Here is a 24091-nt window from a genome sequence, read left to right on the forward strand (position 1 = left end):
CCTTTCCGACTACCGGACTGGCTCCGCGGCCGGCCGGCCGGTGGCCTCCGGCGTCTCGAAGCGCACGGTGGGTTCGAAGTTGGCGCGGCGGGCGGCGCGGCGGAAGACGGTGAGGACGGCGGGGCCGACGACGAGGACAGCGGTGAAGGTGGTGACGGCGCGGCCGGTGTCCCAGCCGAGGGAGGTGGCGAGGTCGAAGAGCAGGTAGCGGTGCCACTGCTCGGTGAAGGGGAGGCCGGGCAGGTAGGCGATGGAGCTGTTCGGGTCGGTGGAGAACGGCCAGAAGGAGAGGTTCAGCAGGAAGCCGAAGAGGTAGCCGGAGAAGGCCCCGTAGGCGGCCAGCATCGGGACCTCCCAGCGCCGCCGGGTTCGCGGGAGCAGCCCGGCGAGCAGGCCGACGAAGGCGCAGCCGAACATCTGGTAGGGCATCCACGGCCCGACGCCCCCGGTGAGGAGGGCCGAGGCGAACAGGGAGGTGCAGCCGAGGGTGAAGCCGAAACCGGGGCCGAAGACGCGTCCGGCGAGGACGAGGACGAAGAAGACCGTCTCGACCCCGGCGGTGCCGGCGCCGAGCGGCCGGAGTGCGGCGTTGACGGCGGAGAGGACGCCGAGCATGGCGAGGGCCTTGGCGTCGATGCCGCCGGAGGCGATCTCGGCGATCACGACGGCGAGGACCAGGACCAGCAGGGCGCCGAAGATCAGCGGTGGGGCGTAGTTGGAGCCGAACTTCCCGGGGGCGACGACGAACGGCCAGGTGAAGGCGACCAGGCCGACGAAGGCGGCGAGGGCGACGACCACGCGGGCCCGGCCTGGGATCCGGACGGCGGTCATCGGGCGGCCTCCGCGGTCTCCAGGGCCTTCGCCACCTGGGCGACCGTCAGGTAGGGCAGTGGCGCCAGGATCTTGGCGGTCTGGGGGGAGAAGGTGGGTGAGGCGACGATGACGTCGGCGGTGGGGCCGTCGGCGACGATCTCGCCTTCGGCCATCACCACCACGCGGTCGGCGGCGGAGGCGACGAACTCGACGTCGTGGGTGGAGACCATGACCGTGCGTCCCTCGGCGGCCAGGGCGTCGACGATGCCGACGAGCGCCTCCTTGGCGTGGTAGTCGAGCCCTCGGGTGGGTTCGTCCAGCAGGACCACCCGGGGTGCCGCGGCCAGCTGGATCGCCAGGACGAGGGCGAGTTTCTGGCCTTCGGAGAGGTCGCGGGGATGGCTGTCGTCGGGGATTCCGGGGGCGAGACGGTCGAGGATCTGCCGCGCGGTCGCCCCGGCCGCCCGGCCGGACTCGCGGTCACCCTGGCCGAGTTCCTCGGCGACCGTCTCCAGGTACAGCAGGTCGGTGGGGGTCTGCGGGACGAGTCCCACCAGCCGGCGGGCCTCCGCCGCAGAGCCCCGTCTGGGGTCCTTGGGCTGTCCTCCGCCGGTCCCCGCGACCCGCACGCTGCCGCCCTGCCGGGGCCCGGAACCCTGGAGGGCCCAGAGGAGGGACGACTTGCCGGAGCCGTTGCGCCCCATCAGGGCGGTGACCTCCCCGGCCCGCAGCTCCAGTCCGGCCTCCCGGACGGCGGTCACCGGACCGTGGCGGACGACCACCTTGCGGGCCTCCAGCACGGTCTCCCCCGTTGTGGCCGCCGGGCGCGGCGGGGGGACGCGCACCTCGGTGAGCCGCTCGCGCAGCGGCGCGGCGGCGCGGCGGGCGTCGCGGACGGAGAGCGGCAACGGCTCCCAGCCGGCCAGGCGTCCGAGGTCGACGACGGGCGGCGCGACCGTCGTGCCCCGGAAGACCTCCGCGGGCGGGCCGTGCACGACGGTGCCGTCACCGGGCAGGTAGGCGACCCGGTCGGCGTACTGGACGACGCGCTCCAGGCGGTGTTCGGCGAGCAGGACGGTGACGCCGAGGTCGTGGACCAGCCGGGTGACGGCGGCGAGCACCTCCTCGGCCGCGGTCGGGTCCAGGGCGGAGGTCGGCTCGTCCAGGACCAGGACCCGGGGGTGCGCGGTCAGCACGGAGCCGATCGCGACGCGCTGCTGCTGACCGCCGGAGAGCTCGTGGAGCGCGCGGTGGCGCAGGTCGGCCAGGCCGAGCAGGTCGAGGGTCTCCTCCACGCGCTTGCGCATCACCTCCGGCGGGACGGCCAGTTGCTCCATGACGTAGGCGAGCTCCTCCTCCACCGTGTCGGTGACGAAGCCGGCCAGCGGGTCCTGGCCCACCACGCCGACCACGTCGGCCAGTTCACGTGGCGGATGGTGGGCGGTGTCCCGGCCGTCGACGGTCACCCGGCCGCGCAGGGTGCCGCCGGTGAAGTGCGGGACCAAGCCGTTGACGGCGCCGAGCAGGGTCGACTTGCCGACGCCGGTGCGGCCGACCACCAGGCAGAGCTCGCCCTCCGGGATGTGCAGATCGACGTCGTGCAGGACCGGAGTGGTCTCGCCGTCGTACACCACGCCGACCTGGTCGAATCGGATCACTTGGTCACCTCGGTGGACGGGTGGTCGGCACTGTCGGTACGCGTGGGCGCGGCCGTCCCGCCCCGCGGACGGGGCACGGCACCGGGCACCGTCGGGCGGCCGGGTGGCGGTGCGATGACGCCGGCGGCGCCGGCCAGCAGCAGGGCGAGCACCGGGACCGGCGGCAGCGTCGGCCAACTCAGCGGGTAGAGGGAGGGGTTGAGGTCGGTGGCGGCGTAGCCGACCGTGGCGAACAGCAGGACGGCGGCGGCCATCCCGCAGCCGGCGACCCCGAACTCGGCGGCCCGCCAGCGGTCCGGGCGGTAGGTGGTGCGCCGTACCCGGCGGCCCCCGAGCAGCAGCCCGGCCACGCACAGCCCGGCACCGATGACGAAGGCGGGCAGTCCGAGCGCGGCGGGGGCGGTTCCGTCCAGCAACCCGTACACCCCGGCGCAGAGCCCGCACATGCCGAGCAGTATCAGGGCGCCGGTGGTCCGGCGGGAGCGGCGGGTGGCGGTACCCGAGCGTCCGTAGCCGCGCGAGTCCATCGCGGCGGCCAGGTGCAGCGAGCGCTCCAGGGCGTCCTCCAGAACCGGGACGACGATGCCGCGCAGGGCCCGCACGCCCTTGGCCCGGCCCGCCCGCAACCGCCGTGCCCGCGCGACCCGTTGGACGCTCTGGACCAGCTGCGGGGCGACGCTGAGCGACACCGTCACGGCGACGCCGAGCTCGTAGAGCGCGCCGGGCAGGACGCGAAGGGCGCGTTTGGGGTTGGCGAGGGTGTTGGCGGCGCCGATGCAGCAGATCAGGCAGGCGAGGCGCAGTCCGTCGAAGGCCGCCGAGAGGGTGGCCTCCAGCGAGACCGGCCCGCCGATCCGGATGCCCGCGTACCAGGCGGGGGTCGGGATGTGGGGCAGCGAGAAGAGCAGGTGGTCGTGCGGTGTGATGCCGGTGGCGAAGACGCAGCGGAACACCACCCGGATCGCCACCACCGTGAGTGCCAGCACCAGGTAGTACTTGAAGCCCCGGGCCCATGGGGCCTCGGTGCGGCGGGCGGTGACGACGTAGCCGAGGACGGCGAGGACGAGCAGGAGCAGCAGCGGGTTGGTGGTGCGGCTCGCGGCGGTCGCCAGGGCCAGGGCCCAGGTCCACCAGGCCAGGGGGTGGAGGTCGCGCGGGCTGCGCCGGCCTCCCCCGGTGCGCCCGGAGGCGGGTCGGGGGAGGCCGGTGTCGGGTGTGCCGGGCATGGTCACCCGGTCACTCGGCCCGGCGGCGACGGCGCGCGACGCCGAAGGTGACCAGCCCCAGGAGCACCAGGAGGGCACCGCCGACCACGGCGGGGACCATCGACCCGGCGTCGTGCGGGGCCTCGGCCGCCGGGGCCGCGTCCACCACCAGCGGCCCTGCGGCGTTCACGGACGCCGACGGGGCCGGTGTCTCGGTCGGGGACTCCGGCGCGGGAGCGGTCTCGACGGCCGCAGGCGTCTCCGACGGCGCCGGAGCGGGCGGCTCGGTGCTCTCGCCGCTCGGGGCCGGGGGCTCCGTGGTCTCCGGTAGCGGCACCACTGCGGTCGGCACCTCGGCCGGCGGGGTCGTCGGCCGGGGAGGAGCGGCGCCGGAGGTGGCGCTCGGGGCCGCGGTCGGCCGCTTCGGCGCCGTGCCTCCACCGCTTGCACTGCCGCCGCCGGAGGATCCGCCCGGTCCGGTGCCACCGCCGGAGGATGTCGAGCCTCCGGTGGAACCGGTGCCTCCGGTGGATCCGGTGCCACCGGACGAGGTACCGCCGCCGGACGGGTTGCCGCCGCCGGACGAGCCGCTCCCGCCGGACGAGGTACCACCGCCGGCCGCCGCACCGCCGGTGGAGCCACCGGTGCTGCCCCCGGTGGAACCGCTGGTGGAACCGCCGGTGCTGCCGCTTCCGGGGTCGGTCGATGGCGAGGGCTGGGCGGGGGTGGTGGCCGTTCCACCGCCGGGCACCGTGTTGTGGGCGCGCACGGTGTCCGGCGAGAAGGTGGGCCGCCCCTCCGTGCCCTCGATGTTCGTGCCGCCGAAGATCCACAGGTCGACACTGCCCGGTTTCGGCTGGTAGCTCATCGCGCCCAGTTGGCTGTACGACCACTCGTTCTGGCCCGGGTCCGCGTGCCAGTACGACCAGTAGGCCGTGGCCGGGGGCGTCAGGACGCACTTCTCCTGGTCCGGGGCGGGGAACTGCTTGCCGCCCTGGAACCCGCTGTAGCCGATCCGGCAGATGAACGCCGGACCGTCGTGCCCGGTGCCGGTGGTCTTCCAGCCGCCCTGGTTGAGCAAGGTGTAGCCGGTGGTGGGGGTCGTGCCGCAGGAGCGCAGCAGCGGCCCGCCCCACTTGCCGAAGTCCACGGCGAGCACCACGCCGGAGCTGGTGGTGCACTGCTCGATGGGCAGTGGCGCCGCAGTCGCCGGGGTCACGGCCGTGCCGAGCCCGCCGGACGCGAGGGCGAGCGTCACGCCGGCGGCTCCGAACAGCCGGCCGAGCCGCCGGGTCACCGGTGACGCCCCGGGGTCGATCCCGCGCGGCGGCGGGCGATCAGGACCGCGCCCGCTCCGACGGCGGCCAGCAGGGCCGCGGCGGTCGCCAGACCCAGCGTCTCGGCTCCGGTGCGTGCCAGGCTTCCGGTGTCCGTCCCGGCCGGCGTGGCATCGATCGGCGCCCCGCCGCCCCGGCCTGCGCCGCCTCCGTCACCCGGGACCGGAGCACCGGTGGGCGCGTTCCCGGGGGTGGTGGCGGCCGCAGACGTTCCGGTCGGTGCCGGGGAGGCGGTGACCGTCGGGGACGGCGAGGGGCTGCCGCTCGCGGTCGGGGTCGAGGTCGCCGTGGGGGTCGGAGAGCCGGTCGGCGTCGAGGTGGCGGTGGGGGTCGGGGTGGGGGTCGGAGAGCCTCCGAGGTCCCGGCGCAGGGTGCCGAAGGAGATCCCGGTGGCGCCTCCCACCGCCTGGGCGGAGGCCCGCACGTCCGAGCCCCGCTGGCCCTCGGAGGCGACGTTGAAGCCGCCGTCGCCGTTCTGCTGTCCGGCGAGGAAGTCGAGCGCCTTCGCGATCCGGGGGGCGTACGCGGACTGGCGCAGACTCATGCCCTGGACGGCGAGCGCGGCCGAGTTGGTGGAGTTGCCGGCCGCGCCGGGGAAGCCCCCGTCCGGCAGTTGCCGACCCGCCAGCCAGGAGATGCCCTTGTCGACCGCCTGAGCGGCCTCGGTGCCGGGGACGAGCGCGAGCGCCATGGCCGCCATCGCGGTGCTGTCCACGTCGGAGTCGCCGGTGGCGGGGATCAGGCTCGGCCAGGAGCCGTCGGCGTGCTGGAGGCTATTCAGGTAGGCGACCGCGGAGTCCGCGTTCGCGGTGTCGCCGGCGCGCAGTTGCGCCATGATGCCGAGCGCCTGGGAGAACACCGAGGTGGCGTAGGTGTAGTTGCCGGGGCCGGCGCAGCCGGTGGCCGCGTCGGCCTTGGCGCAGACGGCTGCGGCGAGGGCGGCGATCAGGTCGTGGCCGCCGAAGGCGCGCGGGTCGCGGCCGACGGCCTCGGCGAGCAGCGCCTCCTTGGCGATGGAGCCGCCTCCGGCGAACTCGGTGCCGATCGCGGTCCAGTCGTTGACGGTGCGCTCGCCGCCGTCCTTGCCCTGCTGGTCGAGGAAGTCCACGATCCGGCGCAGGGCCGCGTCGTCCGTGCCCGTGGCGGCGAGCGCGAAGGCTCCGTCGATGGTGAGGCCGAAGTCCGCGAAGTCCGGGAAGCCCTCGTAGTAGTGGCCGCCGATCAGGTTCGCGGGGGCGGTGAGGTAGGAGCTGCCCTTGGCGAGGTCGGGGGTCCGGCCGGCGGGCGTGGTCGGCGGGGTGGTGGCGCCGTTCGGATCGTGGCGGACCGTGGTCGGGTCGGTGCCGGTCAGGGCCAGGATCGCCTGTTCGGTGGTGGCCGGGTCGGACTCGGTCGTCGACTCGTCGGGGCCGAAGCCGCCGTCCGTGTTCTGCCGCGCGCTCACCCAAGCCTTGGCGGACGCCTCCTTGGACCCCTGGCCGGTGGCCCGCAGGACCTGGGCCGCGGCGGCGGTGCTCACCGTGTCCCCGGCGGCACCGGCGTACGGGGCGTAGGAGCCGTCGGTCTGCTGGCTCGCCGTGAGCCAGTCCGAGGCCTTCTTCGCGACGGCTTCGCCCCCGGCCGTTCCGCGGAGCGCGAGGACGGTGAGGCCGGTGGCCACCGGGTCGGACTCGCAGGAGCCCCCGGCCACGATCATCGAACCGGCGGTCCCGCCGTCGGCACACTGGAGGACGGTGAAGCGGGCGAGCGCCTGGGGCGGCGGCGTGACACCGGCGCGCCGCAGGGCGATCACGGCCCACGCCTGGACCCACGGCGAGGCGGCGCCGTGGAAGTCCCCAGCGGCCGTGCACTTCCCGTTCTCGCCCTGCGCGGTGCACAGGTGGTCGGTGAGGGCGGCGATCAGGTCGCGGCCGCCGAAGTCCCGGGGGTTGCCCTCGGTGCTCTCGGCGACCAGGGCCAGCAGCGCGGCGGCCCTGGCGTCGGGCTTCCCGGCGGGTCCGTCCGGGTACAGGAACTCGCCGGTGTGCGCCGCGAGGTAGCCGACGACCTTGCGCAGGGCAGGGTCCTGGGTGCCGGCGGCCGCCAGGGCGATCGCGGTGAGGGAGGTCCGGGGGAAGTCGGGGCCTTCGAAGGCCCAGTTCCCCATGTACTCGCCGCCGACCAGTCGGCCGGCCAGCCATGCCGCCGCGGCCTTCGGGTCGCCCTCGGAGGACGTCGGGGCGGTCGGGCTCGGGGAGGCGGTCGGGGTCGCGGTGGGCGACGGTCCGCCGTTCCTGGCGCGGACGGAGTCCGGGGTGAAGGTCGGTTTCCCGCTGGTGCCGCCGATGTCGGTGCCACCGTAGACCCAGGCCTCGACCTCGCCGGGCTTGGGCTTCTGGGTGGCGGCGCCGAACCTGCTGTAGGACCAGGTGTCCTGGCCGGGCTCGGCGATCCAGTAGGACCAGTAGGCCGTCGCCTGCGGGGTGTTGGTGCAGGGTTCCTCGGCGGCGGTCGGGTACTGGGTGCCGCCGTTGAAGCTCCCGTTGCCGAGCCGGCAGATGAAGGCCGGGCCGTCGTGCTCGGTGCCGGTGGTGCTGAAGCCCGCGTTGTGCAGCAGGTTCATCCCGGTCGTGGGCCGGGCGTCGCAACCGCGGACGACCCCGCCGCCCCAGTGGCCGAAGTCGACGGCGACGATCGCGCCGGTGGTGGCCGTGCATTCCTCGATCGGGTCGGCGGCGGCCCGGCCGGGGTGGGCGAGCAGGACGGTGCCGCCCGCGGCGACCGCGACGGCACCGGTGGCGAGAAGGGACGTGAGCCCTCGGAATCCGCGGCTCGTACGGCTGTTCCTGGCCCTCACTGGCGACTCCCCGATCGGTCATCGGGTCCGCACGGCGCAGCCGACGGCTCCCCCCAGGAGGAACCGCCCCGACCGCGTCGTAGTCCACGACGACGCAAGCACTTCTGTGACAAGGCCCCGGTGCAGGCATTCCGGCTCATCCGCCGCTGGGGCGGATCTACGGTTGCGGGTCAGCGCCGGATTCGGACCGGCTTCCCCTGATACCGAGGATGAAAAACCGGTTCATCTGACCACGTCTGCGAGTCGGAGTCAACGGTGCGTCATGTCGCCTTCCCCACCTCGTGGAACGTCCGGCGGTGCGGTAGCGTCCGCGGTGGCCGAGCGGGGGAACCCGGTGCGAATCCGGGGCTGACGCGCAGCGGTGTGGGGTGGTGTGCTGCGGCACCCCGAGCCCGAATGCCCGCCCGGCCGAGTACCACGGCGAAAGCCTGCCCACGCGATCCGGGCGGCGGCCGCTCCGGCCGTCGTGCTCCCCCGGGAGCGCCGGGGCCGGGGCCGGGTCGGCGCCCGCCACCCCAAGGAGCCGTTCCGTGACCTTCCTCACGACGCCCCGCACCACCTCCTCCCGCCTCGCCTCCGCCGTGACCGTGTCACTGGCGGCCGGGGCGCTGCTGCTGTCGGCCGTCCCCGCCCACGCGACCGCCACCCCGGCCCAGATCGCCACCTCCAAGAGCACCGGCGTCACCTACCTGAAGTCCCTCCAGGCCGCCGACGGCAGCTACGTCACCGGCGGCGGGCTCTCCAACGAGTGGGCCTTCAGCGCGCTGGCCGCGGCCGGCACCGCGGCGGCCGACGTGACACCGGGCGGTGACGTCACCAAGAACGCCCGCCTCGTCTACCGCAACCAGCTCGCCGCCGCCGGCTGGCCGGGCGCCTCACCGGTCGTCACCGACTACCAGCGGGGCATCCTGAACGCCTACGCCGCCGGCGTCGACCCCGCGCGCGTCGGCCCCGGCCGCAACCTGATCGCCGACGCGGTCTCCTACTGGCAGACCGCCGAACCCGGCTACTGGGGCCCGTCCGCCAACTTCAACGGCACCGTGTTCGGCCTCCTCGCCCTCGGCGGCGCCAAGACCCAGGGCGGCGCCAAGCGCGTTCCGCAGGCCCTGCTGGACGCCTCCGTCACAGCTGTGCGGGCCAACCAGCACACGGACGGCGGCTGGAACTACACCAAGGCCGCCGGTGACCCCACCGAGCTCGGCACGGGCAGCGACATCGACATGACCGGGGCCGCGATGGCTTCCCTGTGCGTCGGCGGTGTCCCCAACACCGACCCGGCGGTCGTCGCCGCCAAGAACTTCCTCAAGGGCAAGCTGCTGGCCTCCGGGGCGTTCAACGCCCTGTGGGGCGTCAACACCGACTCCAACGGCTGGGCCGTCTCCGGTCTCAACGCCTGCGGAATCAACCCCCAGGGCGCCGACTTCACCAGCGGCACCGGCAAGACCCCGGTCGACTTCCTGATCGCCCAGCAGTTCAAGCCCGGCGGCGGCTTCAAGTACCAGCCGAGCGACACCGCACCCTCCCCCTACGCCTCCGTCGACGGCCTGCGCGCCGTCGCCGGTGCCGGGTTCACCGCCGCCCCGCCCGCCCCGGCCACGGCCGGGGAGCCGACCTGGTCGGCCACCACCGCGTTCACCTCCGGCACCGCCGCCAGGCTCGCCCTGGTCGTCGACGACGGCACCGGCGCGCTCAAGGTCTGCGCCGTCACCGTCACCCCGACCGGCACCACCGCGACGCTCGGCGACGTCCTCGACGCGGCCGCCACCGCCACCCCGGCCGGCTGCGTCACCTCCGTCACCCCCGCCACCGGCGGCGGGACGATCACCGCGCTCAACGGCACCGCCAACAGCGGCTCCGCCACCTGGAAGGTGAGCCTGGACGGCGCCACCGCCATCGCCGCCACCCGGGCCACCACCGTCCACCTGGGCGACACCGTCTCGCTGCGCTACGGCAGCTGATCCGGCAGCGGCCGCGCCGGACGGCCTGAACGCCCCCGGAACCGCCGGTGCCCCGGTCTCCGTCGCGGAGGACCGGGGCACCGGTGCGTCGTCGGCAGGGAGCTCAGAGCGCTCAGGACGACGCTCAGGGCGCCGTGATGCCCGGCTGGCCGCCGGCGCCGAAGGCCCAGCCCTCGACATCGCCGGGGGCCGGGTTGTAGCTGCCGGCGCCGAGGCTGCTGTACGACCAGGGCCCGCCGTGCTGGGCGTGCCAGTACGACCAGTACGCGCTGCCGGTGGGGTTGGTGCAGGTCGTCGGCAGGGCATTGATGGTGCAGACGAAGCCGGGGTAGCGCGGGTGGAAGGTGTAGGAGAAGCCGGCGCCGGTGAGCGCGGCGAGGCCGCTGGCCGGGTCGCCGAGGGCGCAGCCGGTCTGGATGCCGCCGCCGACCGCGGTGAAGTCGACCACGACGGTGACGCCGGTGGTTCCGGTGCAGGCGGCGGCCCGGGCCTCGGGGGCGTGCACGGCGCCGGCGCCGAGGAGGCTCGCGGTCAGCGCCGCGACGGCGGCGATCGAGCCGAGGGTGCGGCGGGTCAGGTGCTCGGTCATCAGGACTCTCCTCGTGCGGTCGCGGGTGGTCAGGGGGTGGCGGGAGCGGGGCAGGCCAGGGTGGGCGCGTCCGGGCGCGCCCCGGCGGCGGAGAGGGTGGCCAGCGGGGTGCCGGCCAGGCCGAGGACGGCCTGGCCGGTCGCCCGGGCGGCGTTGCCGGGGTTGAAGCCGGAGGCGTCGTAGGCGATCGCGCCGCGCACGGCCGGGTCGGCGTCGCAGCGCTGCTGGAACTTGACCAGCCGGCTCCAGCCCTTGAGTCCCGCGCCGAAGCGGGCGTTGGAGAGCAGCGCCTGGGTCGCGAGACCGGTGGAGTTGGCGTTGGACGTGGCGGCCCCGGCGGCCGCGAAGCCACCGTCGGCGTTCTGGTGGGCGGTCAGCCAGCCGAGTCCGGCGGCCGCCTTGGCCGCGCGGCCGGTGGCGGCGAGGGCCTGGACGGCGAGGGCGGTGGCGTCCGTGTCGCTCGCGCAGGTGGTCTGGCCGAAGGAGACCGGGAAGCCGCCGTCCGCGCACTGGCTGTCGGCCAGGAAGTCGACGGCGGCGGCCGGGGCGCCGCCGGGCGTGCGGTGCAGGGCGATCAGGGCGAGCGACTGGCCGAAGGCGTTGCTGTAGTCGCCCCACTGGGAGCGGTCGGAGAAGCGGCCGCTCGGGGCCTGGAGCGAGCGCAGCCGGGCGGGCAGGTCGACGCCGCCGAAGGAGGTCGGGTCCGCGCCGCGGACCTCGGCGGCGAGCAGCAGCTTGGCGGTGGCCCCCGCGTAGGCCTCGGTGGTGCCGTCGCCGAGGTAGCCGGTGAGGATCGCGGGCTGCGCCAGCCAGGCGGTCGCCTTGGCGGCGGCGGTGTCCGAGCTGCGGGCGGCGGCGAAGGCCAGCACCGCGTCGATGGTCAGGCCCTGGTCGGGGTAGGCGGTGCCGTCGAAGACGGACTCGAAGTGGTCGCCGTCGACGAGCTGGCGGGCCAGCCAGCCGGACGCGGCGGCGTCCGGACGGATCGTGGGCGAGTCCACGCCGGCCGGTGCGGCGGCCGCCGGGAGGGCGCCGGCGAAGGCGAGGGCCGGTATCGCGAGGAGGCCGAGGGTGCGGCGGAGCGCGGTCACGAGGATCCTTTCCGGGCCTGGACGCAGGGGCCCGGAGGGGCGCCGGCACGGACCCGGGCAGCCCTCGGAGCTCCGGCCCGCAGACCACGACGGGAGGAGGGAACGACACACCTCCGCCGACGGGTACTCGGGCTCGCCGCCGACACCGGGTCGACGGCCTACCGTTGCGGGTCAGCGCCGGATTCGGACCGGCTTCCCCCGACGGCGGAGTCAGAACTTGACGGCTCATCATGGCGACGCGCGGAAGGGCGGGTCAAGGTCCCGTGCGTCACATCGTCGGGCTGCCGGCCGGGTCGTCGGCGACCGACTGCGGAAGCCGCGCGGGTGTCTGCGGCGGATCCGCGGACGGCGGGGCGCGGCACCCCGGAGCCGGGCTGCCGCGCCACCGCCCGCGTCAGCGGTGCTCGAACCGCGCGGGGCGCTTCTCGGCGAAGGCGGCCATGCCCTCCTTCTGGTCGGCGGTGGCGAACGTGGCGTGGAAGAGGCGGCACTCGAAGCGGACTACCGCACCCGCGATCGATGCCGTGCCCGGGCAGCGCCCGAGCGACGCACCGAGCAAACCGCCGTCCTCCCTCGCGGCCCGCGCGTTCGCCGTGCAACAGGCCTTCGCCCGCTTGCCCGGCGACGTGCACCCGCTGCGCGCCATCGCCGGCGCCGCCGGCCTCGACGACGCCACCACCCACCGCATCCTGCAGACAGGAGTCGGCGACGGCGTCTTCGAACAGGTCGGCCGAGGCCGCTACCGCCTCGGCACCGGCACCGCCCGCGCCGGCGTCCAGGCCATGGCCCACTCCCCCGGCGCCGCCTCCACCCACGGCATCCTCGAACGCCTCCACCAGGCCACCGGCGGCCTCGCCCTGCTCTACGTCCTCTCCCCCTTCGGCGGCGCGAAGCGCCTGTGCACCGACTACGCCATCGGCGACACCGACCCCGCCGAGGTCGGCATGACCGCCGAGGACGTCGTCTCCGTCTCCCGCTCCCTGCGCACCGGCGCCTCCGGACGCGTCATCCTCGCCTACCTCCCGCAGACCATCCAGGACCTCGTCCTCGCCGAAGAGATCCCGCCCACCGCCGGCCCGGGCGTCATCCGCGACAACGACGCCCTCACCACCTCCCCCGACGAGATCCGCCGCCTCGGCTTCGGCGTCGGCCGCCAGGAATGCATGCCCGGCTGGGACTCCGTCGCCGCCCCTGTCCACTGGCACGACTCCATCATGGGAGCCGTCCTCATGCTCAAGCGCTCCACCGAGATGCCCACCGACCTGCGCCCGCTGATCTTCCACACCCTCAAAGCCGCCGAGAACATCAGCGAACTGACCACCAGCCCGCTCCCGGCCACCATGTAGCGCGCAGCACGTGCAGGCCTTGGCGCTGCCGCCCGTGACCAGCATCGGGCGGCAGCGCCAAGGCCTGGGGCCGCAAGTCCGCCAGGACGCAGGCCACCCGGCCGATGCACCGGCCTGACCTGCCGCCCTGAACTCAAGCCGCCGCAAGGGCAGGAAGAGCGCACTCACAAGGGTGCGAGCGCGGGAGGACGCCCAGGCCGTGCAGCATGTGCACGGCCAAGCCGGGCGAAGAGGGGGCCATGCCCGCACCCAGCCGGGCGTAGAAGCGGGTCATCTGCGACTTGAGGGCACGGTGGCTCGGGCCGCCGTGCTCGGCGAGGTCCGCGAGGGTGTAGCCGCGGACGAGTTCCGCCATGACGTCCAGGTCCTGGGGCTTGACGAGCCCGTGGGCATCGCGCGGATCCGTCGGTGGTGTCAGGAGCCGGGTACGGCAACCGATGTCGACCGCCTGCACACGGGTGGCCACGCCCAGAGCCCCGAGCGCCTTCCGGACCCGCCGGGTTCCACCGGTTCTCGTGGTGTCGTAGTGCCGGCCGACCTCCTGGTCCGTCATGCCGGTGGCGAGCAGACCGAGGACGGTGTGGTCGGTGGTGGCCAGCACCGGTCGCACCCGGCACGCGGGACAGGCGGTCCCGCGGACCCAGCGTTCGACGGCCCCGTCCGGAGCGGCCCGGCACCGACAGGGGTGGCCGTCGGGCAGCAGCCGGGCCCCGTGCAGGTGGTGGACGGTCATCACGGTACGGCCCGGACCTTCGGGGATTCCCAGCTCGGTGCCGAGCCGACCGAGGACGTAGACGATCTTCCCGCGTGTGAGCCCCAGGAGGGCGATGGTCTCGGTGAGGCTGTGGCCGAGGACGAGACGCCCCACGATCTCGCGTTCGACCTCGGTCAGGTCGCGGTTGAGGAACCCGGGCCGGACCGGGGCCGCCAGGAGCATCGCCCGGTGTGCGATGTCGATGCCTTGGGCGCGGCTTGTCGCTCCCAGGTTGTCCAGGGCCTGGGCCACCAGCTCGTCGGCGGCGGTCTCGTTCGGGCTCGCGACGCCGAGTCCAAGTCGGCGGGCGATCCCGTAGGCAGACACCCCACGGGCAACGAGCGCCAGCGCCTGTTGCTGGTCCCAGGTCAGGGCAAGGCGCTCGCCGCAGTGCGGGCAGGCCCAACCGAGGACGCGACGTGGCAGCGGACCGTCGGCGGCACGGATCAGGAGGTTCGTCATGCCTCCGGCCAAGCTCCACACGCGCACGGGTGACCGTTCGGGATCACAGCGCGGAAGGCGGAGCCCTCATCCATAACCAGACCGGCCACCAGCAGCAGGACCAGGCCGAGCGCGTAGGCGGTGCCCGCCAGCACCACGAGTCCGTGCTCCGCCTGCTCGTAGTGCAGTGCCGCCACCGTCGCCGCTCCGCCGGCCAGTGCCAGCAGCAGACTGGCCGCCCCGGCGAGCAGGACTGGGAAGAATCGGGCACGGTGGAGCATCAGGTCGTCCCGGCCGGCCGCGCGGTCCGATCGCTCGGGCGGCCGAGCCTGGTGTTCGGCCAGCCGTCGCCGAGCGCGCTCAGCGGCACGAGGCCGGTCAGGAGGGCGCGCGCGGCGGCCTGCGGCCGGGAACGGACGCCCAGGGTGCGGAGGATGTCCTGGACATACGTCTTGACGGTGCCCGTCGTCAGGTGGAGCCGCTTCGCGGTCGCCTTCGGGTCCTCCCCGCCGACCAGGGCGGCGAGCACCTCCCGGTGGCGCCGGGGCAGCGGCAGGCCGCTGGGGTTGAGGACCGGCACGTCCTCGGTCCGGACCCATCCCCAGCCGACACCGAGGGCGGCGGCGTGGTGGCGGTCCGACGTTCCGAGCTTGAAGGTCAGCGCCGTGACGGCATCGCCGACCTTCGCCTCGGGGATGCCGGTGGCGCGGCTGACCGCGGCGTGCAGGTGGCCGCCGGCCACCTGGCGCAGCAGCAGGACCTCGGTCTCGGACAGTTTCGGCTTGTCGGGCAGGGAATCGGGCATGGTGAAGCTCCTCGCGATGAAATCGAACGGAGGGAGAGGGGGAGGGATCGGGGCCTGGCTACGGGGCCAAGCGGGGAAGGCCGAGCGCGGCCAGCAGCTCGGGGCCGATCCGGGGGGCGGCGTGCGGGCCGATGGTGAGGATCAGATCGCCGCGGCGGGCGAGGGATGCGGCCACGACCGCGGGACCGGGCCGGCACGGACCGGGGCCGGGGATCACCAGGGTGCCGCCGAAGTCCGCTCGGGCGAGGGCCTCGATGCCGTCGGCGTGACACTGGGAGCGGGACAGGGTCGAGTGGACGGGCAGCACCACGGTGCGGTTGGCCCCGCGCAAGGCGTCGGCGATCCGTTCGGCGAGCGCTTCGGTGCGCAGGTGACCGACCGGTTCGTACACCGCGATCACCGCGCCCTCGGTGAGCATCCAGGCGCCTTGAATGGCGGCGGCGATCTCGTCCGGGTGCTGGGCGTAGGACTCCGCCACGGCGACACCGCCGACCGTGCCCAGGCAGGTCAGCGACCGCTCGACGCCCGGGAACGCCCCCAGCCCGTCGGCCAGGTCCGTGCCGGACAGCCCGAGCGCCCAGCCTGCCGCGAACGCCGCCGCGACGCCGAGAGCATCGTGGGTGCCAGTGACGGGCACCGTGACGGCGAACCGCTCGCCGTCGGCCTGAAGGGTGATCCGGTGGTCCTCACCGCTCCACAGTGCCCTGAGGACCTGCACGTCCATGCCGTCGCCCCGGCCGACCGTCACCACCCTGGGGCCCGGCGTTCGGCGCAGCCGTTCCAGCAGCTCGGCGCAGCCCGGCTGGCTGGACCACACCACCACGCTCTCGCTGCGGCGGGCGAGGGCCTCGATCTCGTCCAGCGCGTTCTCCAGGGTCGCGACCGCCGGCGGTGTCGCGTCGACCGCGGTGACCAGCGTGACCGCCCGCCGGAGCCCCTCCCCGAGGGCGTGGTGGTCCCGCCCGGGCGCGGCGGCTTCGTGGAGCGCGGTGTCCGGGCAGAGGTCGACGACCAGGACCTCGCCGCCGCCGTCGTAGCCAGGGGCGTCGCCTCGCGGAGCGGCGTTGAGGATCCAGCCCGGGTCGCGGACGGTGAGCGCGCAGGTCAGGGCGGCTGCGGCCGTCGCGGTGCTGTGGCTGCCCGCGACGGCGACGACGGTGGGCGCGGTGGCAGCGAGCAACTCCATCGCCCGGCAGTGGCCCATCGTCGGCAGGCCCCGGCCGCTCGCGAGGTCCAGGATCTGCGGCACGGCCGCGTTGTCCCCGCCCCAGATCAGGCTCGTCGTTCGCTGGTCCACGGGTTGGAGCACCGCACCGGTGCGGTCGAGGTGCCGGAGCAGATCGCTGCGGTGGCCGTCCGGCCGCGGTTCGATCGTCACCCGGGAGTCGCGCCGGGCGAGGTAGGCCGCGAGCCCGGCCATGCCGGGGCTGTCCGCGTCGGGGAAGTGAGGGGCGGCCAGGACGTCGGGCAACGGCAGCGGGCGGGCCGAGCCTCTCCGGTCCGCCGACGCCGTGCTCACGCCGCCGCCGCTGCGGTCAGGCCGTGGTCCGCGAGTTCGATGAGCTGCGCGGCGATCTGTCCCAGGTCCGCGCCCTTGGCGCCGACCACGGCGAGCATGGACCGGTCGGGCGCCCCGACCAGCGTGAGGGTCTGGCCGAACCGGTCCTCGATCACGCTGTGGCCCCACGGGTACTCGCCCGAGGTGAGCACTCCGACGGTGGCGACGCTGTTGATGCTCACCGCGCCCAACGCCGACATCGCGGCCGCCCAGCGGTCGGCGTCGTCGGTGCCGATGCCGGGCGACGTTCCCACGACGAGCCCCTCGGGGCTGACATGGATGGCGGCGACGGCACCGGCGGTGCCGGTCACCAGAGCGCCGAGGAACGGTGGTTGCGGATACGACTTCACGTTGGCTCCTTGGCCAGAAGGTGAGGGGTAACGGCGAGGGGAGGACCTGGCGCGGTCAGCGATCACGGACTGCGGGCCCCACCCAGAAGTTCCGGATCGGAGAGACCGCCGGCCGCTGCGCGGAAGGCGACCGGGCCGCCGCCGGGCGCCTGCTCTCCGCCGCGGCCGTAGAGGGGCTGACCGGGGGTGTCGATCGCTCCCGCCGCCAGGAACCAGCCCAGCTCGCCGAGGAGCACCGCCAGGCGCTCCCACGCCTCGGCGCTGTCGACCACCATCGAGCGCGTCCACATCACGACGCCCCGCGCGGCCCCGGTCTCCAGGGCGTTCTGTACTGCGCGCCAGCCCGCCCGCTCCTCCAGTGCGGGCAGCGGCCCCGAGTCCGTGAACACAACGGCCACCACCCACTCGCGAGTCTCCGCGTACTGGCGGCAATGGGTCTCCAGCACACCGCCCGGGTCTCCGCCGGGCGAGGCGATGTAGACCGCTATGGGCACCCGGCCCGGCGATCGAGGTACGTCCGAAGGCATGTCACTACTGTCACGCCGACGTCGCTTTCAGCGAACCCGCGCATCGTACGACTTCGGAAGGTCGCGGCAGGTCGAACTCGTACGGCGCGTAGGAGTTCACGCTGCGCCGGGCCTGCCGCGCTGTCAGACAGAGGCCGCTGAGCACGGCTCGACGGGGTCCAGGTTCAACAGCCGCGCCACCCGGCCTGCCGTGCCAGGCCCGTCGGCGAACACCGTGGTGATCCCCAGCGCCTCGGCGGGTGCCAGGTTGGGGCGGTGGTCGTCCACGAACACGCAGTCGGAGCCGGCCAGGCCCATACGCTCCAGCGTCCGCCGGTAGATCGCCGGATCGGGCTTCGCGACGCCCTCCGTCCCGCTGATGACCCGCACGTCGAAGAGGTCCCAGACCCCGGTCGCCGTGTACGGGTTGTACGGGTCGACGCCGTAGGAGTTCGACAGCAGGGCGACGATGATCCCGGCGGCCCGGGCCCGCTCCGCCAGCTCCACCATCTGTGCCACGGCGCGCACCCCGCTGTGGACGCGCCCCATCAGGTTGTCGCCGGGCACCCCCAGGAGCGCCGCGGTCCGCCAGTTCCACTCGGCCTGCGGCATCCGCCCCAGCTCCAGTTCCACGTACAGCGCCCGCCCCGCCGGATCGTCCTCCAGCGTGCGCCGCCAGGCGTCGGCGGGAAGGCCCTCGCCGACGCACCACGCCTGCGAGGACTGGCCGATCGGAGTGGTCATCACTCCCGCGAAGTCGAGTATCAGGCCGCGGTAGGACACACGCACTCCAAGCAGACGGGTCGGGCTCACCCTCACCGGCCGGTGGGAGAGATCCCCAGGATCCCAGACAACTTCCGGATCCTGGAGGCCCCGGCGCGTCCGGCCCGCTGGATGATGACCCCCGGGATGGCCTGGTGCGTGGCCCACTCGGGATGGGCCGAGCAGACCTCCAGCAGCGTGTCCAGCGAGACGTCCCACAACCGCGCGTCGCACTGTGCCAGCGCGACATCGAGCTGCATCCGGTTGTGCGCGGCCTGCGTCAGGCCGGACGGGTCGAACCGGCGGGAGAGGTCCAGCGCCCGGCCGGCGTTCCCGAGGGTGACGTTGATCCCCACGGCCTGGGCCCCCGCGTAGGACGGACCGAACTGCAGCCCGTTCCCGAAGACGTCGCGCCCCAGCCGGGCAGCGACCGCGTGGGCCTGGGAGAGCAGGTCCGCCGCCCGGTCAGAGTCCCCGAGCCTGGACGCGGCGACCGCCGCGAAGACGATGTTCTTTCCGTACGCCGCCAGCAGCCCGGCCCCCTGCTCGGAGAACCTCGGCTCGGCGCGTACCGCCGCCGCCTCGGCCTCCCGAAGCGCCTGCTCCACGCGCGCGTCCCGCAGCAGCACACGCGCTCGTGCGGATCCCAGCATCGACACCCGCACCGGATCGGCGGCGAGCTCCGCGTGTCGGAGGGCGTGACCGACGGCCGCGTACGCGAGATCGCGCGCGCCGAGGAAGTTCGCGATCAGCCCGGCCGCTCGGTAGGCGTCGGAGAGCAGGGCGCTCGCGGCGGCCTCCTGGCCAGCCGGCGCCCCCTGGGCGTACAACGCCACCGACCGCAGGAACGGCGCCGCGAGGACACCGGCCTCGGTGTACGCCCCGCGCCAGTAGACCCGCCACAACCGCTCGGCGGCCTCGGCGAGATCGGCCGCCCCCGGCGCGGAACCCTCGGCGGGGTCGGCCAGCACGCCTGCGGCGGTGTCGTGGACCGTACGGGACAGCTCACGAAGCATCGCACGGTCGTCCCGGCCCATCCCGCGCCGCGGAGCCTGCTGACCGAGGATCACCGACACGTCGGAGTGCAGCGCCTCCGCCAGCCGCAACAGCGTCGGCAGCGACACGTTCCCGCCCTGCTCCGCCTTCTGGATCGTGTGCAAGGACAGGCCACTGCGTGCCGCGAGAGCCTCCTGGGTCACCTCCTTGCCCCGGAGCATCTTGATCCGCTCACCGGTGGTGAAGTCCTGCCATTGACTCACTGGTCTCCCCCTCGACTGGAACGGCACACGGTCCGGTCGCCCCCGTGCGGGCTGGCGACCGGACCGCGGTGTCACCTGCGACGCGGTACGCGAAGAGGTGGTGTTGCTCAATGCAGAGTCACACGTTCAGCGCCGGCGGAGGTCGCCGCGCACGATGCCGGCGACGAAGGCGTCGTACTCGGCGTCGTCGAAGATGTGCGGCGGCTTGTGCCTGTTCTTGGAGTCTCGGATCGCCACGATGGCGTTGTCGAGGAAGGCGACCTCTACGCAGTTGGTTCCGCCGCTGCTGGCGGTCTGCCACTCGGCTCCGGCGAGTTGCTCGTCGAGCCAGGCGGGGTCGAGGTCGTTCTTGTTCATGACGCGAGTTCCTTGGCGATCGTCTTGAGCAGGGACAACGATGCCTTCTGACCGAGGGCATCGGACTTCAGGTGCTGGCTGGTGGTGCGGTAGACCCCCACCGACTCCGGGTCGGTCAGGTGGAGCCGTGTGCGAGTCGCCTCGATGGTGACCGTGTCGCCACCGGTGGCGAACGACATCAGCATGAACGATCCGTCCATGCCCGCGTGCGCGCCGGCGCTCAGCGGCAGGACCTGGATCGTGGTGTTCGGATCACTCTTCAGCAGCTCGATGAGGTGATCGATCTGAGCCCTGGCGACCGCCCGGCCGCCGACCTCCTGCCGCAGAAGCCCTTCGGGGATCACGGACCAGATCTTCAGGGGCGGTTGGCGCTCGGCCATGGCCTGCCGGTGCTCGGCGCGCATGGCGATGAAGCGTTCGATGTCCTCAGCGGTGGTCCAGGCCCGGCTGCCTTCCACGATCGCCCGCTCATAGGCGGGAATCTGGAGGAGGCCGTGCAGGGCACCCGAGTTCCAGTGGAACAGGTCGAGGGCTTCTTCGATCTCGGTCAGGTAGTCGCTGAGGGGGTCCTCGACCACGCCCTGGTAGCGCTGGTGCCAGTCCGGTTCGCCGGCGCGTCGGACCAGCTCGCGCCACTGTTCACGCCGGGCCTCGTCGTGGACCTGAAGGACCTCGAAGAAGTGCGCGAGGGCTTGGAGCTTGACTCCCTGCGTCCCATTTTCGATCTTGCTGACGGTCGACAGCGCCTTGTAGCCGAGCCGCTGGGCGGCCTCCTCCAGGCTCCACCCCAGCGCCTCGCGGGCGCGCCGGATCTCAGCCCCCAGGCGCCTTCGGCGCGGGGTCGGATCGACGGGCATCGCACCTCCTGAAGTCCGGAACCGCAGCTTCCCCGGGAAAGCGTAGTGCCCCAGCCACCGTGCGCATATGACAGATCGCCAGAAGGAAAGGTTTTCCTACCCGATTCCCTTGCCTCTCCGCCACGGGCGGCCCATCATCGAATCCCGCGCCAGCGCAGAGTGCTCCAACGGACACGGAATGCAATGGCGGGTTCTGCACCCACGGCCGCCCCGGTCGCACCCACCTGCCGGAAATGGCGCCGTGAGGAATGCATGACGCTCCGTTGCCCCCGGCGCCGCCTCGTCGGCTGGCCCAGGGGTTGGATCCGCTGTTCAGCGAGCTCCAGACCACGACTCCCGACCATGTGAGGTTGATCGATGCCCGATGAAGGCCGTTCGCCACGCGCTGGAGCACGGGCTGATCACCGGAACCGACAGCCTGGACGCGCTGGCTGCGTCCATCGCCAGCCGCGAAACTGCCCTGGGCGAGGCGTCTGCAGGACGACGCCACGGCGGCCGGGGGAGCGCCGCCGTATCCGGGATCATCCCGGCGCCGGGGCCCTCGACCACGCCGTCTCCCACAAGCGAGGTGGCCAAATGACCACGGCCCCGCGCGCCCTCGCCCCGGATACCGCATGGGCGTTACGAGAACCAGCTGGTTCGGCCTGCGCACCAGTTGCCATCACCGCCCTCTGCAGAGTGTCAGGCCGCTATCTCGGCCCTCAGCCGCGCCAGAGCGCCGTCCGCCCGCGCCCGCACCTCGGGCAGGCGAGCGCCTGCCCGTACGACACGCTGAAGCTGGTGCGGCAGCCGGTGAAGCGTCGCCCCGTCGACTGCAACGGTCAGCTGCTGCGCGGCGCCGGTCACGTCGCCTCTCCTGAGCAGCACCTCGCCGCCGGTGATCGCCGCGATGATCCGCCACTGCGAGGTCGCACCAAGTCCTGCGGCCGGCCCCTGGTCGAGTTGCCGGACCGCCTCCGCGACCCGGCCGGTGCCCATGAGGCCGCGAAGACGGACCTCGTGAAGGGTGAACTCGGAGAAAAGGGCCGTGGGCGCCGCCTCACCGAGGAGCCGGCGACCGTCCTCGACCGCCCTGTCAAAGGCGATGCCGTTCCCGGCCGCTCCGGCAGCCCGGGCGAGCAGCACAACCGCCTCGGCGCGCTCGGTCGCGGTGCGGGCGGTGTCGCGAGCCTGTTCGAGCCGGTCCACGGCACGAAGGAGGAAGCCGGACTTGCGCAGCTCGTTGCCATGGTGGCGCAGGGCGTGGGCGTGCAGGGCCGGATCGCCCAGGCGGCGGGCGATGTTGAGACCCTTGCCGGTCCAGCGGGCCGCCGTAGCCAGTCGCTCCTCCGGCAGCACGTGGCCGAGGGCAACGCCGAGGCCGATCCTGGAACGGGCGAGGAGGCGGAGCGTTTCGAGATCGGCGTGGCCATCGGCGGTCCGGGCCTCCAGGCGGGCGACCAGGGGCCACAACTCTGCAACAGCGGTGGTGGCCTGGCCGGCCTGGCGGGCGATCTCGGCCAGGCGCAACACGGAGTCGGCGAGCTGGATCACGAGTTGGTGGTCTCCGTCGGCCTGGTCGGTGATGCCGAGGCAATGCGGAGGCAGACCGAGGCGTTCGGCGATGTGGTGCAGGGCGCCGATGTCGGTGATGGTGCGCGAGCCGGTTTCGATGCGGGAGACATAGCTGGTGGAGTAGCCGAGGAGGTCGGCGAGTTCCTGCTGCGGCAGGCCGTGGAGTTCGCGGTAGAGCTGCAGGATCTCGGGCAGGGCTCGGCGGCGCAGGATGTCCTGGGCCCTGGGGGTGGTCCAGTGCCATCGGATCCCGCCGTCGGGGTCGATCCGGGTCACGGGTCAGGCCCGGTCCTGCAACTGGTACCAGCGGGCGACGGAGTCCTTGTAGCCGTGCGGCATGACCAGGCCGGGCACCTCGTCGCGGTGGAAGAGGCCGGCCTCCTTGTGCTCGTGGCTGACGACCGGGGCCCGGTGTGCGTCGGTGGCGGTGCAGCCGTAGGTGACGATGAAGACCTTGCGGCCGGGGATCGGCTCGTACATCCACACGTCCAGCAGCGGGCCGGCAGCGGCCGTCCAGCCGCTCTCCTCCTGGATCTCCGTGACCACCCGCTCCTCGGGAGTCTCCGTCCCTTCCAGCTTCCCGCCGGGCAGTTCCCACTCCTGGCGCTCGTTCTTCAGCAGCAGTACCCGGCCTTGCGGATCGAGCACGACGCCCTTGATCGAGATCGGGAAAGCCGGTGGCACGTAGGGCTGTTCTGTCTGTCCGGTCATCGCTTCTTCCGGGGCGCGTGGGCTGGCACGGGCCTGTCGACGGTAGCAGTCGCACGGCGGCGACACGGCCTGCTGCTGCGCGATCTGGCTTTGACAATCTGTCACTTTCCATCGGGCCGATCCGGCGTGGAGAGTGTGTCGCCTCCCATCCACTCGGCCTCACGAGGGAGATCCACTATGCCGTCTTCCGACATCAACGGCACCAGCCGCGGGGAGTTCACCGCGAGCGTGCTCGACGGAGCAGCGCGCGAGCGGGCCGGAGCGATGCTGCGCGAGTACGGACTGCTGAGGCTCGCCAGGCTCGGCGGACGCGACGACGTGCTGCTCGCGGCCGGATGGCTGATGTCCTCGCTGTGGCAGCACCGGGATGCGGATCCGGACGGGCTGACCGTCATCCGCGACACCGGCCGCCATGCCGGGCGGGCCGGCTTCGCGGGCCTGGGTCGCGGCGCCTTGGCCGTGCACACCGAGTGCGCGCAGCACCCGGAACCGCCCCGCCTGCTCCTGTTGGCGTGCGCACGGGCCGGTGACGCGGGGGGCGAGAACCTGCTGGTCGATGCCCGGACCGTGCTCGCCGAACTTGCCTCGCACAGCCCCGCCGCCATCGAGGCGCTCTCCGCGGAACGCGCCGCCTACTTCGGCGGATCGGGCGGCCGCTTCGCACCCGTACTTCAGCAGCTGCCTGCCGGCCGCTGGCAACTGAGGCTGCGACAGGACGGCCTCGCCAGGTTCTCGCCCGACGCCGAGGCACACCTGCCCGCTCTCCGTCGAGCCATCGACCGGAGCACCCATCGGCTGCGTCTTTCCCCTGGTCAGGGCGTCGTGCTGGACAACCATCGCTTGCTGCACGGGCGCACCGCCTTCTCCGGCGAGCGGCTGCTACTGCGCGCGCTCGGCGAACCGCACCCGGCGCTCGGCCTCGGGCCCGGCTTCCTCCAGCCGTGGTCCACCGACCCGTCAGCGGTAGCCCGCCTCGCAAGCACTCCAAACGACCCGCTCCCGCTGAGCGGCTGACCACCGAAACGCGGCACCGCCGCACCACCGACTCCTGGTGATGCGGGGCGCATCCCGCGCCCCGGCCCCAGGTCCCGCAAGGGAAACTCCGAAGGAGGAGCCACCATGGCTCAGACGATCCAGGCCGAGACCAAGGCCGCCGCGGCCGTCGTCGTCGGCGACGAGTTCGACCTCGACGTCAGCACCGTCGAGACCACCGACGCGGCCAGCCTGCAGACCCTCACCGACGACGGCTGCGGCAGCACCTGCGGCGCCTGCACCACCGGCCTGCACTGACGCCTGCGACCGGTTCCCCGGGACGTGCTCCCGGGGAACCGGCCCCCGCCCTGC

At 73.6% G+C, this 24091-nt stretch carries 23 protein-coding genes, 1 pseudogene and 3 riboswitches; of the genes and pseudogenes, 4 read left to right on the plus strand and 20 right to left on the minus strand.

All coding sequences use genetic code 11. The features are described 5' to 3' along the window. Positions 1–9 precede the first annotated feature (9 nt). From ACFU9E_RS11950 to ACFU9E_RS11970, 5 genes are read right to left on the minus strand one after another with little or no spacing between them, the layout of a single operon-like run. Positions 10–831, minus strand: a complete 822-nt coding sequence (locus tag ACFU9E_RS11950) for an ECF transporter S component (protein WP_380684133.1) — start codon at positions 829–831, stop codon at positions 10–12. Next, complete coding sequence (locus tag ACFU9E_RS11955) at positions 828–2471, minus strand: ABC transporter ATP-binding protein (protein WP_380684134.1); 1644 nt, start codon at positions 2469–2471, stop codon at positions 828–830. Before ACFU9E_RS11955 ends, ACFU9E_RS11950 begins: the two co-directional genes overlap by 4 nt. Then, the gene (locus tag ACFU9E_RS11960; protein WP_380684135.1) at positions 2468–3697 is read right to left on the minus strand and encodes a CbiQ family ECF transporter T component; all 1230 of its coding nucleotides are present in this window, start codon (positions 3695–3697) and stop codon (positions 2468–2470) included. The genes ACFU9E_RS11955 and ACFU9E_RS11960 overlap by 4 nt, the downstream gene beginning before the upstream one ends. Before the next feature lie 10 nt (positions 3698–3707). After that, positions 3708–4973, minus strand: coding sequence for a hypothetical protein (locus ACFU9E_RS11965; RefSeq protein ID WP_380714945.1), 1266 nt, complete (start codon positions 4971–4973; stop codon positions 3708–3710). Beyond that, on the minus strand, positions 4970–7849 hold the full coding sequence (locus ACFU9E_RS11970) for a prenyltransferase/squalene oxidase repeat-containing protein (protein ID WP_380684138.1): 2880 nt from the start codon (positions 7847–7849) through the stop codon (positions 4970–4972). Before ACFU9E_RS11970 ends, ACFU9E_RS11965 begins: the two co-directional genes overlap by 4 nt. 103 nt (positions 7850–7952) lie before the next feature. Further along, positions 7953–8092, minus strand: a riboswitch (cobalamin riboswitch). Between the two features lie 81 nt (positions 8093–8173). Beyond that, positions 8174–8251, plus strand: a riboswitch (cobalamin riboswitch). 128 nt (positions 8252–8379) lie between these two features. Here ACFU9E_RS11970 and ACFU9E_RS11975 point away from each other — a divergent pair. Beyond that, positions 8380–9807 (plus strand): hypothetical protein, encoded by a 1428-nt coding sequence (locus tag ACFU9E_RS11975; protein ID WP_380684139.1) that lies wholly within the window; start codon positions 8380–8382, stop codon positions 9805–9807. Positions 9808–9931: 124 nt separating this feature from the next. Here the strand turns inward: ACFU9E_RS11975 and ACFU9E_RS11980 are convergent, their stop codons facing one another. From ACFU9E_RS11980 to ACFU9E_RS11990, 3 genes and pseudogenes are all read right to left on the minus strand, one after another. Continuing rightward, positions 9932–10396, minus strand: coding sequence for a flagellar hook-length control protein FliK (locus tag ACFU9E_RS11980; protein WP_380684141.1), 465 nt, complete (start codon positions 10394–10396; stop codon positions 9932–9934). Positions 10397–10425: 29 nt separating this feature from the next. Beyond that, the gene (locus ACFU9E_RS11985) at positions 10426–11487 is read right to left on the minus strand and encodes a prenyltransferase/squalene oxidase repeat-containing protein (RefSeq protein WP_380714947.1); all 1062 of its coding nucleotides are present in this window, start codon (positions 11485–11487) and stop codon (positions 10426–10428) included. A gap of 100 nt (positions 11488–11587) precedes the next feature. Continuing rightward, positions 11588–11717: riboswitch (cobalamin riboswitch) on the minus strand. A gap of 164 nt (positions 11718–11881) precedes the next feature. Continuing rightward, positions 11882–11989 (minus strand): annotated as a pseudogene (locus ACFU9E_RS11990) (enoyl-CoA hydratase); the annotation flags it as partial. A gap of 22 nt (positions 11990–12011) precedes the next feature. Here ACFU9E_RS11990 and ACFU9E_RS11995 point away from each other — a divergent pair. Next, positions 12012–12833, plus strand: a complete 822-nt coding sequence (locus ACFU9E_RS11995) for an IclR family transcriptional regulator C-terminal domain-containing protein (protein WP_380690416.1) — start codon at positions 12012–12014, stop codon at positions 12831–12833. Positions 12834–12966: 133 nt separating this feature from the next. Here ACFU9E_RS11995 and ACFU9E_RS12000 read toward each other — a convergent pair whose 3' ends face one another. The 12 genes from ACFU9E_RS12000 to ACFU9E_RS12055 form a co-directional block, all read right to left on the minus strand. After that, positions 12967–14049 (minus strand): hypothetical protein, encoded by a 1083-nt coding sequence (locus tag ACFU9E_RS12000; RefSeq protein ID WP_380684998.1) that lies wholly within the window; start codon positions 14047–14049, stop codon positions 12967–12969. After that, positions 14046–14309 carry a hypothetical protein gene (locus ACFU9E_RS12005; protein ID WP_380684997.1) on the minus strand — a complete coding sequence of 88 codons (264 nt, stop codon included), beginning with the start codon at positions 14307–14309 and terminating at the stop codon, positions 14046–14048. Before ACFU9E_RS12005 ends, ACFU9E_RS12000 begins: the two co-directional genes overlap by 4 nt. Further along, positions 14309–14833 (minus strand): LuxR C-terminal-related transcriptional regulator, encoded by a 525-nt coding sequence (locus ACFU9E_RS12010; RefSeq protein WP_380684996.1) that lies wholly within the window; start codon positions 14831–14833, stop codon positions 14309–14311. The genes ACFU9E_RS12005 and ACFU9E_RS12010 overlap by 1 nt, the downstream gene beginning before the upstream one ends. Positions 14834–14891: 58 nt before the next feature. After that, entirely contained in the window at positions 14892–16352 is a 1461-nt protein-coding gene (locus ACFU9E_RS12015; RefSeq protein ID WP_380684994.1) for a hypothetical protein, read from the minus strand. Continuing rightward, on the minus strand, positions 16349–16741 hold the full coding sequence (locus ACFU9E_RS12020) for a hypothetical protein (RefSeq protein WP_380684993.1): 393 nt from the start codon (positions 16739–16741) through the stop codon (positions 16349–16351). Before ACFU9E_RS12020 ends, ACFU9E_RS12015 begins: the two co-directional genes overlap by 4 nt. A 62-nt stretch (positions 16742–16803) precedes the next feature. Further along, positions 16804–17268 (minus strand): hypothetical protein, encoded by a 465-nt coding sequence (locus ACFU9E_RS12025; RefSeq protein ID WP_380684992.1) that lies wholly within the window; start codon positions 17266–17268, stop codon positions 16804–16806. Between the two features lie 123 nt (positions 17269–17391). Then, positions 17392–17991 carry an HAD family hydrolase gene (locus tag ACFU9E_RS12030; protein ID WP_380684991.1) on the minus strand — a complete coding sequence of 200 codons (600 nt, stop codon included), beginning with the start codon at positions 17989–17991 and terminating at the stop codon, positions 17392–17394. 71 nt (positions 17992–18062) lie between these two features. Then, complete coding sequence (locus ACFU9E_RS12035) at positions 18063–19268, minus strand: helix-turn-helix domain-containing protein (protein ID WP_380684990.1); 1206 nt, start codon at positions 19266–19268, stop codon at positions 18063–18065. A gap of 126 nt (positions 19269–19394) precedes the next feature. After that, positions 19395–19625: a DUF397 domain-containing protein gene (locus ACFU9E_RS12040; protein WP_380684988.1), complete on the minus strand. Its 231-nt coding sequence runs from the start codon at positions 19623–19625 to the stop codon at positions 19395–19397. Beyond that, positions 19622–20482: a Scr1 family TA system antitoxin-like transcriptional regulator gene (locus tag ACFU9E_RS12045; RefSeq protein WP_380684987.1), complete on the minus strand. Its 861-nt coding sequence runs from the start codon at positions 20480–20482 to the stop codon at positions 19622–19624. The genes ACFU9E_RS12040 and ACFU9E_RS12045 overlap by 4 nt, the downstream gene beginning before the upstream one ends. A gap of 681 nt (positions 20483–21163) precedes the next feature. After that, positions 21164–22312 (minus strand): helix-turn-helix domain-containing protein, encoded by a 1149-nt coding sequence (locus tag ACFU9E_RS12050; protein WP_380684986.1) that lies wholly within the window; start codon positions 22310–22312, stop codon positions 21164–21166. Positions 22313–22315: 3 nt separating this feature from the next. Continuing rightward, positions 22316–22747 (minus strand): NUDIX domain-containing protein, encoded by a 432-nt coding sequence (locus tag ACFU9E_RS12055; protein ID WP_380684985.1) that lies wholly within the window; start codon positions 22745–22747, stop codon positions 22316–22318. Positions 22748–22924: 177 nt separating this feature from the next. Here ACFU9E_RS12055 and ACFU9E_RS12060 point away from each other — a divergent pair, with 177 nt between their 5' ends. Both ACFU9E_RS12060 and ACFU9E_RS12065 read left to right on the plus strand, forming a co-directional pair. After that, entirely contained in the window at positions 22925–23761 is an 837-nt protein-coding gene (locus ACFU9E_RS12060; RefSeq protein WP_380684984.1) for a TauD/TfdA family dioxygenase, read from the plus strand. A 105-nt stretch (positions 23762–23866) separates the two neighbouring features. Continuing rightward, positions 23867–24037 carry an FxLD family lanthipeptide gene (locus ACFU9E_RS12065; RefSeq protein WP_380684983.1) on the plus strand — a complete coding sequence of 57 codons (171 nt, stop codon included), beginning with the start codon at positions 23867–23869 and terminating at the stop codon, positions 24035–24037. The last annotated feature ends 54 nt before the right edge of the window (positions 24038–24091 follow it).

Origin of the sequence: Kitasatospora sp. NPDC057595 (assembly GCF_042800875.1) — a bacterium.
GTDB lineage: Bacteria > Actinomycetota > Actinomycetes > Streptomycetales > Streptomycetaceae > Kitasatospora.

Excerpts from the sequence above, each read along its gene's own strand:
- ACFU9E_RS11950 (WP_380684133.1), bottom strand. The coding sequence starts at position 831 with ATGACCGCCGTCCGGATCCCAGGCCGGGCCCGCGTGGTCGTCGCCCTC.
- ACFU9E_RS11960 (WP_380684135.1), bottom strand. The coding sequence starts at position 3,697 with ATGCCCGGCACACCCGACACCGGCCTCCCCCGACCCGCCTCCGGGCGC.
- ACFU9E_RS11980 (WP_380684141.1), bottom strand. The coding sequence starts at position 10,396 with ATGACCGAGCACCTGACCCGCCGCACCCTCGGCTCGATCGCCGCCGTC.
- ACFU9E_RS12000 (WP_380684998.1), bottom strand. The coding sequence starts at position 14,049 with ATGACGAACCTCCTGATCCGTGCCGCCGACGGTCCGCTGCCACGTCGC.
- ACFU9E_RS12005 (WP_380684997.1), bottom strand. The coding sequence starts at position 14,309 with ATGCTCCACCGTGCCCGATTCTTCCCAGTCCTGCTCGCCGGGGCGGCC.
- ACFU9E_RS12010 (WP_380684996.1), bottom strand. The coding sequence starts at position 14,833 with ATGCCCGATTCCCTGCCCGACAAGCCGAAACTGTCCGAGACCGAGGTC.
- ACFU9E_RS12025 (WP_380684992.1), bottom strand. The coding sequence starts at position 17,268 with ATGCCTTCGGACGTACCTCGATCGCCGGGCCGGGTGCCCATAGCGGTC.
- ACFU9E_RS12030 (WP_380684991.1), bottom strand. The coding sequence starts at position 17,991 with ATGACCACTCCGATCGGCCAGTCCTCGCAGGCGTGGTGCGTCGGCGAG.
- ACFU9E_RS12040 (WP_380684988.1), bottom strand. The coding sequence starts at position 19,625 with ATGAACAAGAACGACCTCGACCCCGCCTGGCTCGACGAGCAACTCGCC.
- ACFU9E_RS12045 (WP_380684987.1), bottom strand. The coding sequence starts at position 20,482 with ATGCCCGTCGATCCGACCCCGCGCCGAAGGCGCCTGGGGGCTGAGATC.
- ACFU9E_RS12055 (WP_380684985.1), bottom strand. The coding sequence starts at position 22,747 with ATGACCGGACAGACAGAACAGCCCTACGTGCCACCGGCTTTCCCGATC.
- ACFU9E_RS12060 (WP_380684984.1), top strand. The coding sequence starts at position 22,925 with ATGCCGTCTTCCGACATCAACGGCACCAGCCGCGGGGAGTTCACCGCG.
- ACFU9E_RS12065 (WP_380684983.1), top strand. The coding sequence starts at position 23,867 with ATGGCTCAGACGATCCAGGCCGAGACCAAGGCCGCCGCGGCCGTCGTC.